We start from the raw sequence: 16,322 nt of genomic DNA, 5'->3' as shown, positions 1-16,322 counted from the left end.
TTTTTATGAGGTCGACGATAATTACGGCCTCAGGCGACAGGCACAAATCGGAGAGAAACTATGTTTGAACCAATGGAACTTACCAATGACGCGGTGATTAAAGTCATCGGCGTCGGCGGCGGCGGCGGTAATGCTGTTGAACACATGGTGCGCGAGCGCATTGAAGGTGTTGAATTCTTCGCGGTAAATACCGATGCACAAGCGCTGCGTAAAACAGCGGTTGGACAGACGATTCAAATCGGTAGCGGTATCACCAAAGGACTGGGAGCTGGCGCAAATCCAGAAGTTGGCCGTAATGCGGCTGATGAGGATCGCGATGCACTGCGTGCGGCGCTGGAAGGTGCAGACATGGTCTTTATTGCTGCGGGTATGGGTGGTGGTACCGGTACTGGTGCAGCACCAGTTGTCGCTGAAGTGGCAAAAGATTTGGGGATCCTGACCGTTGCTGTCGTGACTAAGCCTTTCAACTTTGAAGGCAAGAAGCGTATGGCATTCGCTGAGCAGGGGATCACTGAACTGTCCAAGCATGTGGACTCTCTGATCACTATCCCTAACGACAAACTGCTGAAAGTCTTGGGCCGCGGTATCTCCCTGCTGGATGCATTTGGCGCAGCGAACGATGTACTGAAAGGTGCTGTGCAAGGTATCGCTGAACTGATTACTCGTCCAGGCCTGATGAACGTGGACTTTGCAGACGTACGTACCGTAATGTCTGAAATGGGCTACGCAATGATGGGTTCTGGTGTGGCGAGCGGCGAAGACCGTGCGGAAGAAGCTGCTGAAATGGCTATCTCCTCTCCGCTGCTGGAAGATATCGATCTGTCTGGCGCGCGCGGCGTGCTGGTTAACATCACGGCGGGCTTCGACCTGCGTCTGGATGAGTTCGAAACGGTAGGTAACACCATCCGTGCATTTGCATCCGACAACGCAACTGTGGTTATCGGTACTTCTCTTGACCCGGATATGAATGACGAGCTGCGCGTAACCGTTGTTGCGACAGGTATAGGCATGGACAAACGTCCTGAAATCACTCTGGTGACCAATAAGCAGGTTCAGCAGCCAGTGATGGATCGCTACCAGCAGCACGGGATGGCTCCGCTGACCCAGGAGCAGAAGCCGGTTGCTAAAGTCGTGAATGACAATGCGCCGCAAACTGCGAAAGAGCCGGATTATCTGGATATCCCAGCATTCCTGCGTAAGCAAGCTGATTAAGAATTGACTGGAATTTGGGTTTCGAGGCTCTTTGTGCTAAACTGGCCCGCCGAATGTATAGTACACTTCGGTTGGATAGGTAATTTGGCGAGATAATACGATGATCAAACAAAGGACACTTAAACGTATCGTTCAGGCGACGGGTGTCGGTTTACATACCGGCAAGAAAGTCACCCTGACGTTACGCCCTGCGCCGGCCAACACCGGGGTCATCTATCGTCGCACCGACTTGAATCCACCGGTAGATTTCCCGGCCGATGCCAAATCTGTGCGTGATACCATGCTCTGTACGTGTCTGGTCAACGAGCATGATGTACGGATTTCAACCGTAGAGCACCTCAATGCTGCTCTCGCAGGCCTCGGCATCGATAACATTGTTATCGAAGTTAACGCGCCGGAAATCCCGATCATGGACGGCAGCGCCGCTCCGTTTGTATACCTGCTGCTTGACGCCGGTATCGACGAGTTGAACTGCGCCAAGAAATTTGTTCGCATCAAAGAGACTGTTCGTGTCGAAGATGGCGATAAGTGGGCTGAATTTAAGCCGTACAATGGTTTTTCGCTGGATTTCACCATCGATTTCAACCATCCGGCTATTGACTCCAGTAACCAGCGCTATGCGATGAACTTCTCCGCTGATGCGTTTATGCGCCAGATCAGCCGTGCGCGTACGTTCGGTTTCATGCGTGATATCGAATATCTGCAGTCCCGTGGTTTGTGCCTGGGCGGCAGCTTCGATTGTGCCATCGTTGTTGACGATTATCGCGTACTGAACGAAGACGGCCTGCGTTTTGAAGACGAATTTGTGCGTCACAAAATGCTCGATGCGATCGGTGACTTGTTCATGTGTGGTCACAATATTATTGGTGCATTTACCGCTTATAAATCTGGTCATGCACTGAATAACAAACTGCTGCAGGCTGTCCTTGCAAAACAGGAAGCCTGGGAATATGTGACCTTCCAGGACGACGCAGAACTGCCGTTGGCCTTCAAAGCGCCTTCAGCCGTACTGGCATAACGACATTTATACTGTCGTATAAAATTCGACTGGCAAATCTGGCACTCTCTCCGGCCAGGTGAACCAGTCGTTTTTTTTTGAATTTTATAAGAACGATAAAAAACGGTGCGAACGCTGTTTTCTTAAGCACTTTTACGCACAACTTATCTTCATTCGTGCTGTGGACTTCAGGCTTTAATGATAAGATTTGTGCGCTAAATACGTTTGAATACGATCGGGATGGCAATAACGTGAGTGGAATACTGACGCGCTGGCGACAGTTTGGTAAACGCTACTTCTGGCCGCATCTCTTATTAGGGATGGTCGCGGCGAGTTTAGGTTTGCCTGCGCTCAGCAACGCCGCCGAACCAAACGCGCCCGCAAAAGCGACAACCCGCAACCACGAGCCTTCAGCCAAAGTTAACTTTGGTCAATTGGCCATGCTGGAAGCGAACACGCGCCGCCCGAATTCGAACTATTCCGTTGATTACTGGCATCAACATGCCATTCGCACGGTAATCCGTCATCTTTCCTTCGCAATGGCACCGCAAACGCTGCCCGTTGCTGAAGAATCTTTGCCTCTTCAGGCGCAACATCTTGCATTACTGGATACGCTCAGCGCGCTGTTGACCCAGGAAGGCACGCCGTCTGAAAAGGGTTATCGCATTGATTATGCGCATTTTACCCCGCAAGCAAAATTCAGCACGCCCGTCTGGATAAGCCAGGCGCAAGGCATCCGTGCTGGCCCTCAACGCCTCAGCTAACAACAATAAACCTTTACTTCATTTTATTGACTCCGCAACGCGGGGCGTTTGAGATTTTATTATGCTAATCAAATTATTAACTAAAGTTTTCGGTAGTCGTAACGATCGCACCCTGCGCCGGATGCGCAAAGTCGTCAACATCATCAATGCCATGGAACCGGAGATGGAAAAACTCTCCGACGAAGAACTGAAAGGGAAAACCGCAGAGTTTCGTGCACGTCTGGAAAAAGGCGAAGTGCTGGAAAATCTGATCCCAGAAGCTTTCGCTGTGGTGCGTGAGGCAAGTAAGCGCGTCTTTGGTATGCGTCACTTCGACGTTCAGTTACTCGGCGGTATGGTTCTTAACGAACGCTGCATCGCGGAAATGCGTACCGGTGAAGGTAAAACCCTGACCGCAACGCTGCCTGCTTACCTGAACGCATTAACCGGTAAGGGCGTACACGTTGTTACCGTCAACGACTACCTGGCGCAACGTGACGCCGAAAACAACCGTCCGCTGTTTGAATTCCTTGGCCTGACTGTCGGTATCAACCTGCCGGGCATGCCAGCACCGGCGAAGCGTGAAGCTTACGCAGCTGACATCACTTACGGTACGAACAACGAATACGGCTTTGACTACCTGCGCGATAACATGGCGTTCAGCCCTGAAGAACGTGTACAGCGTAAACTGCACTATGCGCTGGTGGACGAAGTGGACTCCATCCTGATCGATGAAGCGCGTACACCGCTGATCATTTCCGGCCCGGCAGAAGACAGCTCGGAAATGTATAAACGCGTGAATAAAATTATTCCGCACCTGATCCGTCAGGAAAAAGAAGACTCCGAAACCTTCCAGGGCGAAGGCCACTTCTCGGTGGACGAAAAATCTCGCCAGGTGAACCTGACCGAACGTGGTCTGGTGCTGATTGAAGAACTGCTGGTGAAAGAAGGCATCATGGATGAAGGGGAGTCTCTGTACTCTCCGGCCAACATCATGCTGATGCACCACGTAACGGCGGCGCTGCGCGCTCATGCGCTGTTTACCCGAGACGTCGACTACATCGTTAAAGATGGTGAAGTTATCATCGTTGACGAACACACCGGTCGTACCATGCAGGGACGTCGTTGGTCCGATGGCCTGCATCAGGCAGTGGAAGCGAAAGAAGGAGTACAGATCCAGAACGAAAACCAGACGCTGGCGTCGATCACCTTCCAGAACTACTTCCGTTTGTATGAAAAACTGGCGGGCATGACCGGTACTGCTGATACCGAAGCTTTCGAATTTAGCTCAATCTACAAGCTGGATACCGTTGTTGTTCCGACCAACCGTCCGATGATTCGTAAAGATCTGCCTGATTTGGTCTATATGACTGAAGCGGAAAAAATCCAGGCGATCATCGAAGATATCAAAGAGCGTACCGCGAAGGGCCAGCCAGTGCTGGTGGGTACTATCTCCATCGAAAAATCTGAGCTGGTGTCAAACGAACTGACCAAAGCCGGTATTAAGCACAACGTCCTGAACGCCAAATTCCACGCCAACGAAGCGGCGATTGTTGCTCAGGCAGGTTATCCGGCTGCGGTGACTATCGCGACCAACATGGCGGGTCGTGGTACAGATATTGTGCTCGGTGGTAGCTGGCAGGCAGAAGTTGCCGCGCTGGAAAATCCGACCGCAGAGCAAATTGAAAAAATTAAGGCCGACTGGCAGGTGCGCCACGATGCGGTACTGGCTGCAGGTGGTCTGCATATCATCGGTACAGAACGTCACGAATCTCGTCGTATCGATAACCAGCTACGCGGTCGTTCTGGGCGCCAGGGGGATGCCGGTTCTTCCCGTTTCTACCTGTCGATGGAAGATGCGCTGATGCGTATTTTTGCTTCTGACCGTGTTTCCGGCATGATGCGTAAACTGGGTATGAAACCAGGCGAAGCCATCGAGCACCCGTGGGTGACCAAAGCGATTGCCAACGCTCAGCGTAAAGTTGAAAGCCGTAACTTCGATATTCGTAAGCAACTGCTGGAATATGATGACGTGGCTAACGATCAGCGTCGCGCCATTTACTCCCAGCGTAATGAACTGCTGGATGTCAGCGATGTGAGCGATACCATCAACAGCATTCGTGAAGATGTGTTCAAAGCGACCATCGATGCCTACATTCCACCGCAGTCGCTGGAAGAAATGTGGGATATTCCGGGGCTGCAGGAACGTCTGAAGAACGATTTCGACCTCGATTTGCCGATTGCCGAGTGGCTGGACAAAGAGCCAGAACTGCATGAAGAGACGCTGCGTGAGCGTATTCTGGCGCAGTCCATCGAAGTGTATCAGCGTAAAGAAGAAGTGGTTGGCGCTGAGATGATGCGTCACTTCGAGAAAGGCGTCATGCTGCAAACGCTTGACTCCCTGTGGAAAGAGCACCTGGCGGCGATGGATTATCTGCGTCAAGGTATCCACCTGCGTGGCTATGCACAGAAAGATCCGAAGCAGGAATACAAACGTGAATCGTTCTCCATGTTTGCAGCGATGCTGGAGTCGCTGAAATATGAAGTCATCAGCACGCTGAGCAAAGTCCAGGTACGTATGCCTGAAGAGGTTGAGGAGCTGGAACAACAGCGTCGTATGGAAGCCGAGCGTTTAGCGCAAATGCAGCAGCTTAGCCATCAGGATGACGACTCTGCAGCCGCAGCTGCACTGGCGGCACAAACCGGTGAACGCAAAGTTGGACGTAATGATCCTTGTCCGTGCGGTTCTGGTAAAAAATACAAGCAGTGCCACGGTCGCCTGCAATAAAGCTAACAGTTGAAGTAAAAGGCGCAGGATTCTGCGCCTTTTTTATAGGTTTAAGACAATGAAAAAGCTGCAAATTGCGGTAGGTATTATTCGCAACGAGAACAATGAAATCTTTATAACCCGTCGCGCCGCAGATGCGCACATGGCGAATAAACTGGAGTTTCCTGGCGGTAAAATTGAAATGGGCGAAACGCCGGAACAGGCGGTGGTGCGTGAACTTCAGGAAGAAGTCGGGATTACCCCACAACATTATTCGCTATTTGAAAAACTGGAATATGAATTCCCGGACAGGCATATAACACTGTGGTTCTGGCTGGTCGAAAGCTGGGAAGGGGAGCCGTGGGGTAAAGAAGGGCAACCCGGTGAGTGGATGTCGCTGGTTGGTCTGAATGCCGATGATTTTCCGCCAGCCAATGAACCGGTACTTGCGAAGCTTAAGCGTGTGTATGTCGGATAGGCGTTTATGCCGCATCCAACATTTGCACAAGATGCCCGATGCGACGCTGGCGCGTCTTATCAGTATCTACAATTTTAACACGTTGATATGTAAGGTCTTGTAGGTCGGATAAGGCGTTCCCGCCGCATCCGACATTTGCACACGATGCCTGATGCGACGCTGCCCGCGTCTTATCAGGCCAGCGTCGCATCAGATAAAATGTCACTGCTTTGGCTCTTCGCTCCAGTCATCGCTTTCGGAAAGATCGCCACTGCTGGGGATTCGTTTTTCTTCAGCAGCCCATTCTCCGAGGTCGATCAGCTGGCAACGTTTGGAACAAAATGGCCGAAACGGGCTGATTTCACCCCACACCACCGTTTTCCCGCAGGTTGGGCAATTCACCGTAATAGTTTCTGACATTTTTACTCCTTAGCAACAGGCCAGTTCGAAATCCAGACGTTCCGGTACCTGTCCGTTTTCACTGTCCAGCGGCATAAAACGAATGGCAAAACGGCTCTTATGACCGGAAATTTGCGGATAAAGCTGTGAATCGAGTGACAGATTCAGGCGCAGCAAGTCGGCATCGCCACCGTTATCCTGATAAAAACCATTCAGGCTGGTTTGTTTACGGAAGGGGGCCGACTGGCGAATTAAATCCAGCACCATGGTAAGTGCCTGGGTGAGCGGGTTCAGGCTGGCAATCCAGGTTTCTACCTGGCTGTCGCGCTGCGCCTGGGGTAGATGCAGCCAAATGTGCAATGTAGGTAAATCAAAGCTACAACAGCCGCCTGGGATGCTCAGTCGCTGACGCACCAGAGCAATCAAACGATCTTCACGCAGAAATTGCCCGATACGCGGCGCGGAAATTAATACGCTCCCCGCCGCTTTTAACTGCTGAATTAATGCTTCAATACGGCTCTGGTCCACGCCAGGCACGCCAATCCAGGTCTGGAGTTTGCGCTGCTGGCGGTCAAGTTCTTTCAACAGCTCAGTACGGACTTCGCCGCGCTCGAAAACATCCAGTAATTCACTGACATTGCGGAAGAAATGCAGAGCGCCAGCGTAGTCAACGACGGGTAGATTAACGGTGAGTTGCTGAATCAAAAACTCAATGCGCAGCCATGTACGCATTTTTTCATTTAGTGGATGTTCAAAAAGGACCTGGGTCTGCATTACGGTTTTTCCTGTGAGACAAACTGCGACGCAAGCTGCAAATAGTGTGCGTGCAGGCGGGCAACATCCGATGCGATAGCATCCGGTGCGCCGTTATTATCAATGACGTCATCTGCCACGGCAAGGCGAGCTTCGCGCGTTGCCTGAGCAGCAAGGATTTGTTCGACATGCTCGCGAGTGACATCATCGCGCTGCATGGTGCGTTTAAGTTGCGTTTCTGGGCTGACATCCACCACCAGCACTCGATTCGCTTTTTTATACAATGAGTTTTCTACCAGCAATGGCACAACCCAAAGTACATAGGGGGAAGATGCTTGCTGGATCTGGTGTTGCGTCTCTTGCTGAATCAGCGGATGCAGCAGGGCGTTAAGCCAGTTTTTCTCTTCCGGGTTGGCGAAAATCCGCTCGCGCAAGGCCCGGCGCTGCAATGTTCCATCAGCAGCAATCATGTTAGCGCCAAAGTGATCAGCAATGGCATGTAGCGCAGGTGCACCTGGTTCAACCACCTGACGAGCAATAATATCGGCATCAATGACGTTAATTCCGAGATCAGCAAACGCATTGGCAACGGTACTCTTGCCACTGCCAATGCCTCCCGTTAAGGCAACTATATACCTCATAATTTATATTCCCGGGAATTCATCATGATTATCAAAACGTTAAAAATGAGCGCACGAAAGCGAAATTGATGAAACGTTCGCTCACTATTTACCAGGTAAATTTATGGGATTGTAGCGTAAAAAAAGACAATTTCGCAGTCTTGCGCCGCATTGATTAGTGCGTATGATAGCGTCACTGGAGTTGCGCTCTTACCCTTATAGCCATTAACCCCAGGAATCCGCACATGCGTATTGAAGAAGATCTGAAGTTAGGTTTTAAAGACGTTCTCATCCGCCCTAAACGCTCCACTCTTAAAAGCCGTTCCGATGTTGAACTGGAACGTCAATTCACCTTCAAACATTCAGGTCAGAGCTGGTCCGGCGTGCCGATTATCGCCGCAAATATGGACACCGTAGGCACATTTTCTATGGCCTCTGCGCTGGCTTCTTTTGATATTCTGACTGCTGTGCATAAACACTATTCTGTCGAAGAGTGGCAAGCGTTTATCAACAATTCTTCCGCTGATGTGCTGAAACATGTGATGGTTTCTACCGGTACGTCTGATGCGGATTTCGAAAAAACTAAACAGATTCTCGACCTGAACCCGGCATTAAACTTCGTTTGTATTGATGTGGCGAATGGTTATTCTGAACACTTCGTGCAGTTCGTTGCGAAAGCGCGTGAAGCGTGGCCGACCAAAACCATTTGTGCTGGCAACGTAGTGACTGGTGAAATGTGTGAGGAGCTTATCCTCTCCGGTGCTGATATCGTTAAAGTTGGCATTGGCCCCGGTTCTGTTTGTACAACTCGCGTCAAAACAGGCGTCGGTTATCCGCAACTTTCTGCGGTGATCGAATGTGCCGATGCTGCGCATGGTCTGGGCGGAATGATCGTCAGCGACGGTGGCTGCACCACGCCAGGCGATGTCGCGAAAGCCTTTGGCGGCGGTGCCGATTTCGTCATGCTTGGCGGCATGCTGGCGGGCCACGAAGAGAGCGGTGGTCGCATCGTTGAGGAGAACGGCGAGAAATTTATGCTGTTCTACGGCATGAGCTCCGAGTCTGCGATGAAACGTCACGTTGGCGGCGTTGCGGAATATCGCGCAGCAGAAGGTAAAACCGTTAAGCTGCCGCTGCGAGGCCCGGTTGAACATACCGCGCGTGATATTTTGGGCGGCCTGCGTTCAGCTTGTACATACGTTGGGGCTTCACGTCTGAAAGAGCTGACCAAGCGCACCACGTTTATCCGTGTACAGGAACAAGAAAACCGCATCTTCAACAATCTGTAATCTCCCAATGCTGGCGTGGAGTAACACGCCAGCGTTATCCCATCCCACTCATCGCATCGCCTAAATGGAAAATTGGCAAATACATTGCCACCACTAGCGTACCGATAATTCCTCCCGTTATGACCAGCAACACCGGTTCGAGCAAGGCTGCAAGGTTATCCGCCAGCGCCATGGTGTTATCCCGATGATGACGGGCGAGGTTGTCTAACATGAGATCCAGCGAGCCGGATACCTCTCCTGTTCTCACTAATTGCAAACAGAGCGGGCTAAACTCACCGGCATTTTTTAGCGCCAGCCAGATGGGATGACCGTTACTAATATCGTGCTGGATTTGTGTCAGAAGTTGCTCCCAATACGGACAGCGCATTGTTGCTCTGACGCTCTCTACGCCCTGTAAAAAAGTAATGCCTGCACTTTGTGTCAGCGCCAGGATCGTAAAGATCTGCGTGAGTTTTTGTCCTCGCATCAGTGAACCCATAATTGGGATGCGTAACAGTGATTTTTGCCTCACGATGAGCCAGGTCGGGCGGCGCACCAGCAACTTATTGGCTATTGCCAGCAGTAAGCCGAACAACAGCAGCAGCCAGCCCCATTCGCCACTAAAGTCTGCCAGCGTCATGATCCCCTGCGTTAGCGCTGGTAATGGGGTGTTAAAGGTCTTGTAGATAGCAGCAAACTCCGGCAGTACAAAATGCAGCATTGCCACAACCACCATTATTGCCATCGCTAAAATGATGATGGGATAACGCAACGCTGATTTCACTTTATCGGCTAACTGACGCTGGGCTTTTTGCTGTCGAGCAAGTTCAAAGCAACATTCATCTAACTTACCGGTCAATTCCCCCGTGCGGATCATTGCCTGATAGAGCGGTGGAAATACCTCTGACCAGGGTAATAAGGCATTGGAAAAGGCAACGCCCTGTTCGAGATCGAGCGCCAGTGATTGCAGCAACGCTTGCCATTGCTTACTGGGATGCTGTTCCGCAAGCAGTGCCAGCCCTTCAGAAAGGGTTAACCCGGCTTTGAGTAGCGTCGCCAGTTGATGAATGACTTCCGCGCTTTTATCTCCTCGCCACTGCGCAGAATTGATGGCGATTCGCTTCAGGCTAAGTGGGGTAACCATCTGTTGCTGTAGTGCTATGAGCAGCAAAGCACGGCTCTCTGCCCATAGCATCCCATCTTGCGCATTGCCGTCGCCGGTTATGCCACGCCAGCGCCAGAGTTGCTTACTCGCCATGTGGCATTCCCAATACGCGGATTAACTCTTCAAAGGTGGTTAAGCCTTGCTCCACGGCCAGGCAGCCGTTTTCAAAAAGCGTTCGCATACCCGCCTGTCGGGCGTGCGTTTCCAGCGATTCAACGTCGGTATTAGCGGAAATAAGCTGACGTATGAACGGTGTTATGGGCAGAACTTCAAATAAGGCCGTGCGACCATAAAAACCGTGGTAGCAATGTACACAACCGGGTGCTTGCCAGCGGGGCAGCGGCGACGGCCATACATTGTCTGGAATATGGATGGGCTCCCCTTGCTGCAGGCGACAATGTGGGCAAAGTTTACGTACCAGACGCTGGGCTATTACCAGCGTAAGCGCCGATGAGAGCATCCAGCGGGCGACTCCCATTTGCTGTAAACGTACCAGCGTTTCAGTGGTGGAATTGGTGTGTAGGGTAGACAACACCAGGTGACCGGTTTGCGCCGCTTTAATAGCGATCTCTGCTGTTTCGCCATCGCGGATCTCTCCGATCATGATGACGTCAGGGTCCTGGCGCAATAACGCACGCAAAACGCCCTGAAAGGTAAGACCGGCACGCGGATGGATTTGCGTCTGGTTTAGTCCGGCTATGGGGATCTCAACCGGATCTTCGACGCTACAAATATTAATGTCAGCGGTATTTAGCGTTTGCAGGGCACTATAAAGCGTGACCGTTTTGCCGCTGCCTGTAGGGCCAGTTACCAGCACCAGTCCCTGTGGTTGTTGCAAGGCATGAGCAAAGTCCGCCAGTTGTAACGGCTGCATCCCCAGCGTGTTGATATCCAGTGCCTGGCTCACCTGCTGTAACAACCTTAATACCACCTTTTCACCACCCTGGCATGGTAAGGTCGCAATACGAAATGAGACGGCGTTTCCTGCCAGTTCGACAGTGAATTGCCCGTCCTGCGGCAGGCGATGTTCCGCAATATCCAGGTTGCCCAGCACTTTTAATCTGGCGGTTAATGCGACTCCGGCATCCGGTAAAACATCCGGTAAAGGATGCAATACACCGTCGATACGCAAGCGGATGCGGTAGGCATTGTCCGCTGGTTCGATATGAATATCAGACGCGCGTTGTTCCAGCGCAGATTGTAACGTTCGAGTCAGCAACTCTGCTTTGGGCTGATGCTTCTCATGAATAGCTACGGGCAATGTCTGTTGGGTGCGACTGGCGTGACCTTCCATTTGTTGGCGCGTCCAGCAGGTGATCTCAATACGTTTGGTGGTAGCGAAATGCAATGCGTCCAGTAGCTCATGCGAAGGGGCATCGACCACCGCAACATGAACCACCTCTTCGCTGGCATCCAGCAAGACTCCCTGATAACGCAGACACAGGGCGGTGAGCTGTGGAATATTCATTGCCGCTCCTTAGTTGGCGTCATCAAAGCGAAAGACATCTTCGCAGGCTTGCTGCAATGCGCTGTCACTTTGAATATTGCAGTTGCGCGTCCAGCCGGTGACGCCGTTTGCGTTATCCCAACCCGGTGTCATGACGACGCTTAGCCCATTGAGACTTTCTTGCCCGGTCAGCGACACCACGCCCTTTGCCACACTCATGGCTGAAACATAGCGGGTGGTGGTAGGCGAGGGAATGCCATTGCTGCCACCGTCGCAGGTATCTAATCCACCATGTTCCAGCGCGCACAACTCTACGGCGGTACGGTAAGGCACAAAGGTTTGTAGCATGTCGGTGAGTGCGGCTTTGCGCAGGTAGTTTTGATAAGCGGGAATACCAATGGCGCTTAAAATGGCAATGATGCCAATAACCACCATCAGTTCGATAAGTGTAAAACCGCGTTGCTTGTCCATTTGTTTCGCTCCTTGATTTGGTTGGCGCTACTTTGGCAAACGCCATCAGCACAAGCGAGGGGCAAAAAACGAAACGGGAAAGCAGCTTCCGGAGTTTTTTATTACGTTGCAGCGAAAGACAAGAAATTTGCGAGGCGTTACGAAGAAAGTTGGGAAAGGGGAGATTATCCGCCCGCGATGGAGCGGATAAATCTGTCAGCAATCAGCGAAAACGCATTGAAAGGTCGAGTGCCTGTACGTGTTTAGTTAGCGCACCGACGGAGATAAAGTCCACGCCCGTTTCGGCAAATTCGCGCAGTGTTTTGTCAGTGACGTTGCCAGACACTTCCAGTAGCGCCTTGCCGTTGGTGCGTTTGACGGCTTCGCGCATCTGTTCTGTTTCGAAGTTATCCAGCATGATGATATCGGCACCTGCTTTCAGGGCTTCATCAAGTTCTTCCAGATTCTCTACTTCGACTTCTACTGGCGCATCTGGGTGCAGCCAGGACGCTTTTTCGACCGCCTGGCGCACTGAGCCGGAGGCAATAATATGGTTTTCTTTGATCAGGAAGGCATCAGAAAGCCCCAGGCGGTGATTCGCTCCGCCGCCGCAAAGTACCGCGTATTTCAGAGCTGAACGCAGGCCGGGTAAGGTTTTGCGCGTATCCAACAACTGCGTGTTGGTGCCCTCCAGTAATTCGACATAGTGGCGTACCTTACTGGCAACCCCTGAAAGGGTTTGCACAAAATTAAGTGCAGTGCGTTCGCCCGTTAACAGCACGCGGGATGGGCCTTCAAGTTCGAACAAGGGTTCATTGGCGTTGATGACATCGCCGTCATCCACATGCCAGATTATGGTGACATCGTCGCCTGCCAGTTGAATAAACACCTCTTCAACCCAGCGTTTGCCGCAAAATACGCCATTCTCGCGTGTGATCACTGTGGCATGAGAGCGAGAGTTTTCCGGTAAAAGTTTTGCCGTAATGTCATTGTTGGCATCGACTGTTCCGCCTAAATCTTCCCGCAGCGCCTGGGCCACCGCGCCGGGGATATCGAGATTAATGCGTTCCAGCAGCTCGTCACGTCGGGTGTCAGGGTTATAGCGGCGAGGCGGCATGTTAAAACTCCAGATAGCTAACGAATCATAAGGTAGAAACATGCTACTCTGAACCGGGTATTAGCACCACATATAAGGAGATCCTGCATGTTGTTAGAACAGGGGTGGCTGGTTGGCGCGCGCCGCGTTCCCTCACCACATTACGATTGCCGCCCGGATGACGAAACACCCACCCTGCTGGTGGTGCACAATATTAGCCTGCCGCCAGGCGAGTTTGGCGGTCCGTGGATCGACGCATTATTCACTGGAACTATTGATCCGCAGGCACATCCTTTCTTTGCTGAGATCGCCCATTTGCGCGTCTCCGCTCACTGTTTGATTCGCCGCGATGGTGAAATAGTCCAGTATGTTCCTTTCGATAAACGTGCCTGGCATGCCGGAGTCTCTCAGTATCAGGGGCGCGAACGCTGCAATGATTTTTCTATTGGGATTGAGCTGGAAGGCACCGATACGCTGGCGTATACCGATGCGCAGTATCAACAGCTTGCGGCGGTTACACGGGCACTGATTGATCGCTATCCGGATATCGCTAATAACATGACGGGCCATTGTGATATTGCGCCGGATCGGAAAACCGATCCCGGTCCTGCATTTGATTGGGCACGGTTTCGTGCGCTGGTCAGCAAGGAGACAACATGACGCTATTTACAACCTTACTGGTGTTAATTTTCGAGCGCCTGTTTAAGTTGGGCGAGCACTGGCAGCTTGATCATCGTCTTGAAGCGTTCTTTCGGCGGGTGAAACATTTTTCTCTCGGGCGCACATTAGGCATGACCATTATTGCGATGGGCGTGACTTTTTTACTGTTACGCGCATTGCAGGGAGTATTGTTCAACGTTCCCACGCTGCTGGTGTGGCTGCTGATTGGTTTGCTGTGTATTGGCGCAGGTAAAGTTCGTCTTCATTATCATGCTTATCTGACAGCTGCTTCACGTAATGATAGCCATGCCCGTGTCACGATGGCTGGCGAACTCACCATGATTCACGGCGTCCCGGCAGGCTGCGATGAACGTGAGTATTTGCGTGAACTGCAAAATGCACTGCTGTGGACCAACTTTCGTTTTTATCTTGCACCGTTGTTCTGGTTGATTGTGGGGGGAATCTGGGGACCCGTTACGCTAATGGGGTATGCTTTTTTGCGTGCATGGCAATACTGGCTGGCGCGTTACCAGACGCCGCATCACCGTTTACAGTCCGGCATTGATGCCGTGCTTCATGTGCTGGATTGGGTGCCGGTTCGCCTTGCGGGTGTGGTATATGCTTTGATCGGTCATGGTGAGAAAGCGTTACCGGCCTGGTTTGCTTCGCTGGGTGATTTCCATACTTCGCAATATCAGGTATTAACGCGTCTGGCACAGTTCTCTCTGGCGCGTGAACCGCATGTCGACAAGGTGGAGACGCCGAAGGCAGCGGTTTCAATGGCGAAGAAAACCTCGTTCGTGGTCGTGGTGGTAATTGCGCTACTGACGATTTACGGGGCGTTGGTGTAAATATTATTGCCCTCACCCTGCACGGGTGAGGGCGTAGAGAGATTAATGCGCTTTTACGGTTTTGGCGGTTTTCTCTTTAAACAGATAGCCGATACCTAACACGATCAGCCATACCGGGATCAGGTATACCGAAATCGCCATTCCTGGGGTCATCAGCATAATCACCAGTACCGCCGCCATAAACAGCAGGCAGATCCAGTTACCCAGCGGATAAAGCAGAGCAGGGAAGCGAGTTACCACGCCTTGTTCCTGCTTGGCGCGACGGAATTTCATATGCGCCAGGCTAATCATCGCCCAGTTGATGACCAGTGCAGATACCACCAGCGCCATTAACAGTCCGAATGCGGATTCCGGTGCAAGGTAGTTAATCAGCACGCACAATGCCGTAACCAGCGCAGACACCAGAATAGTGTTAACCGGTACACCGCGTTTGTCGACAGACGCCAGCGCTTTTGGCGCGTTGCCCTGTTGTGCCAGACCAAACAGCATACGGCTGTTGCAATATACGCAGCTGTTGTACACGGAGAGCGCCGCAGTCAGTACCACGATGTTCAGCGCATTCGCCACAAAGGTATCGCCTAACTCGTGGAAGATCAGCACAAACGGACTGGTATCGGCGGTAACGCGGGTCCACGGCATCAGTGAGAGCAGAACGGCTAACGAACCAATATAGAAAATCAGGATGCGGTAGATAACCTGGTTAGTTGCTTTCGGGATACTTTGCTCCGGGTTATCAGCTTCTGCTGCGGTGATCCCCACCAGTTCCAGACCGCCGAACGAGAACATGATAATCGCCATCATCATCACCAGCCCGGTGAAGCCGTGCGGCAGGAAACCACCCTGATCCCACAGGTTGCTAACGGTCGCCTGCGGGCCGCCGTTGCCGCTGAATAGCAGCCAGCCGCCGAAGATGATCATTGCTACCACCGCGATAACTTTGATAATGGCAAACCAGAACTCCATCTCACCAAACACTTTTACGTTTGTCAGGTTGATGGCGTTGATCACCACAAAGAACACGGCGGCAGAAACCCAGGTTGGGATTTCCGGATACCAGAACTGAATGTATTTACCCACGGCAGTCAGCTCTGCCATGGCAACTAAAACGTACAGTACCCAGTAGTTCCAGCCAGAGGCGAAACCGGCAAAACTGCCCCAGTATTTATAAGCAAAGTGGCTAAAGGAGCCTGCGACAGGTTCTTCGACCACCATTTCACCCAGCTGACGCATGATCAGAAAGGCGATAAAACCAGCAATGGCGTATCCCAGGATAATCCCTGGCCCTGCGGACTGTATTACGGAGGCGCTACCCAGGAATAGCCCGGTCCCTATCGCGCCACCCAGCGCGATAAGCTGAATATGGCGGTTTTTAAGGCCGCGCTTTAGCTGCTCGCCGTGCTGTTGACCTTCCATCATGAAACCTCGTGCGGTGATTGT

17 protein-coding genes are annotated in these 16,322 nt (G+C 51.9%); 9 read left to right on the top strand and 8 right to left on the bottom strand.

Annotated elements, in window-relative coordinates:
* Positions 1–60 precede the first annotated feature (60 nt).
* The 5 genes from ftsZ (at position 61) to mutT (ending at position 6,197) form a co-directional block, all read left to right on the top strand.
* Positions 61–1,212 (top strand): cell division protein FtsZ, encoded by a 1,152-nt coding sequence (ftsZ, locus tag AABJ99_RS19395; protein ID WP_000462776.1) that lies wholly within the window; start codon positions 61–63, stop codon positions 1,210–1,212.
* Between the two features lie 100 nt (positions 1,213–1,312).
* Positions 1,313–2,230, top strand: coding sequence for a UDP-3-O-acyl-N-acetylglucosamine deacetylase (lpxC, locus tag AABJ99_RS19390; protein WP_000595482.1), 918 nt, complete (start codon positions 1,313–1,315; stop codon positions 2,228–2,230).
* A 230-nt stretch (positions 2,231–2,460) separates the two neighbouring features.
* The gene (secM, locus tag AABJ99_RS19385; RefSeq protein ID WP_039021823.1) at positions 2,461–2,973 is read left to right on the top strand and encodes a secA translation cis-regulator SecM; all 513 of its coding nucleotides are present in this window, start codon (positions 2,461–2,463) and stop codon (positions 2,971–2,973) included.
* 61 nt (positions 2,974–3,034) lie between these two features.
* Positions 3,035–5,740: a preprotein translocase subunit SecA gene (secA, locus tag AABJ99_RS19380; protein WP_000905777.1), complete on the top strand. Its 2,706-nt coding sequence runs from the start codon at positions 3,035–3,037 to the stop codon at positions 5,738–5,740.
* 58 nt (positions 5,741–5,798) lie between these two features.
* Positions 5,799–6,197, top strand: coding sequence for an 8-oxo-dGTP diphosphatase MutT (mutT, locus tag AABJ99_RS19375; protein WP_000736034.1), 399 nt, complete (start codon positions 5,799–5,801; stop codon positions 6,195–6,197).
* Between the two features lie 201 nt (positions 6,198–6,398).
* On the opposite strand, the gene yacG is transcribed toward mutT, so the two are convergent.
* Genes yacG through coaE form a run of 3 tightly spaced genes read right to left on the bottom strand, consistent with a single transcriptional unit; the run spans position 6,399 to position 7,969 of the window.
* On the bottom strand, positions 6,399–6,596 hold the full coding sequence (gene yacG, locus AABJ99_RS19370) for a DNA gyrase inhibitor YacG (protein WP_000005042.1): 198 nt from the start codon (positions 6,594–6,596) through the stop codon (positions 6,399–6,401).
* 9 nt (positions 6,597–6,605) lie between these two features.
* Positions 6,606–7,349 (bottom strand): cell division protein ZapD, encoded by a 744-nt coding sequence (gene zapD / locus AABJ99_RS19365; RefSeq protein WP_001194743.1) that lies wholly within the window; start codon positions 7,347–7,349, stop codon positions 6,606–6,608.
* Positions 7,349–7,969 carry a dephospho-CoA kinase gene (gene coaE, locus AABJ99_RS19360; RefSeq protein WP_001269512.1) on the bottom strand — a complete coding sequence of 207 codons (621 nt, stop codon included), beginning with the start codon at positions 7,967–7,969 and terminating at the stop codon, positions 7,349–7,351. Before coaE ends, zapD begins: the two co-directional genes overlap by 1 nt.
* Positions 7,970–7,993: 24 nt before the next feature.
* Here coaE and AABJ99_RS19355 point away from each other — a divergent pair, with 24 nt between their 5' ends.
* Positions 7,994–8,038 (top strand): protein YacM, encoded by a 45-nt coding sequence (locus tag AABJ99_RS19355; RefSeq protein WP_120795372.1) that lies wholly within the window; start codon positions 7,994–7,996, stop codon positions 8,036–8,038.
* A gap of 155 nt (positions 8,039–8,193) precedes the next feature.
* Complete coding sequence (guaC, locus tag AABJ99_RS19350) at positions 8,194–9,237, top strand: GMP reductase (protein ID WP_039021824.1); 1,044 nt, start codon at positions 8,194–8,196, stop codon at positions 9,235–9,237.
* Between the two features lie 34 nt (positions 9,238–9,271).
* Here the strand turns inward: guaC and hofC are convergent, their stop codons facing one another.
* The 4 genes from hofC to nadC form a co-directional block, all read right to left on the bottom strand.
* Positions 9,272–10,474: a protein transport protein HofC gene (hofC, locus tag AABJ99_RS19345; protein WP_039021825.1), complete on the bottom strand. Its 1,203-nt coding sequence runs from the start codon at positions 10,472–10,474 to the stop codon at positions 9,272–9,274.
* On the bottom strand, positions 10,464–11,849 hold the full coding sequence (gspE, locus tag AABJ99_RS19340; RefSeq protein ID WP_032302388.1) for a type II secretion system protein GspE: 1,386 nt from the start codon (positions 11,847–11,849) through the stop codon (positions 10,464–10,466). The genes hofC and gspE overlap by 11 nt, the downstream gene beginning before the upstream one ends.
* A gap of 9 nt (positions 11,850–11,858) precedes the next feature.
* Positions 11,859–12,299: a prepilin peptidase-dependent pilin gene (ppdD, locus tag AABJ99_RS19335; RefSeq protein ID WP_000360904.1), complete on the bottom strand. Its 441-nt coding sequence runs from the start codon at positions 12,297–12,299 to the stop codon at positions 11,859–11,861.
* Between the two features lie 202 nt (positions 12,300–12,501).
* On the bottom strand, positions 12,502–13,395 hold the full coding sequence (gene nadC / locus AABJ99_RS19330) for a carboxylating nicotinate-nucleotide diphosphorylase (protein WP_001135153.1): 894 nt from the start codon (positions 13,393–13,395) through the stop codon (positions 12,502–12,504).
* Between the two features lie 87 nt (positions 13,396–13,482).
* Here nadC and ampD point away from each other — a divergent pair, with 87 nt between their 5' ends.
* Together ampD and ampE are read left to right on the top strand one after the other, a co-directional pair.
* Positions 13,483–14,034, top strand: a complete 552-nt coding sequence (gene ampD, locus AABJ99_RS19325; protein ID WP_000923726.1) for a 1,6-anhydro-N-acetylmuramyl-L-alanine amidase AmpD — start codon at positions 13,483–13,485, stop codon at positions 14,032–14,034.
* Complete coding sequence (ampE, locus tag AABJ99_RS19320) at positions 14,031–14,885, top strand: beta-lactamase regulator AmpE (protein WP_039021826.1); 855 nt, start codon at positions 14,031–14,033, stop codon at positions 14,883–14,885. The genes ampD and ampE overlap by 4 nt, the downstream gene beginning before the upstream one ends.
* A 42-nt stretch (positions 14,886–14,927) precedes the next feature.
* Here ampE and aroP read toward each other — a convergent pair whose 3' ends face one another.
* Positions 14,928–16,301, bottom strand: a complete 1,374-nt coding sequence (gene aroP / locus AABJ99_RS19315; RefSeq protein ID WP_077782427.1) for an aromatic amino acid transporter AroP — start codon at positions 16,299–16,301, stop codon at positions 14,928–14,930.
* Positions 16,302–16,322: the final 21 nt, after the last annotated feature.

This window comes from Escherichia coli (genome assembly GCF_036503815.1).
Lineage (GTDB): Bacteria > Pseudomonadota > Gammaproteobacteria > Enterobacterales > Enterobacteriaceae > Escherichia > Escherichia coli_F.
The sequence above is the reverse complement of the archived record's forward strand: the minus strand, read 5'-3'. Positions and strand labels throughout refer to the sequence as shown.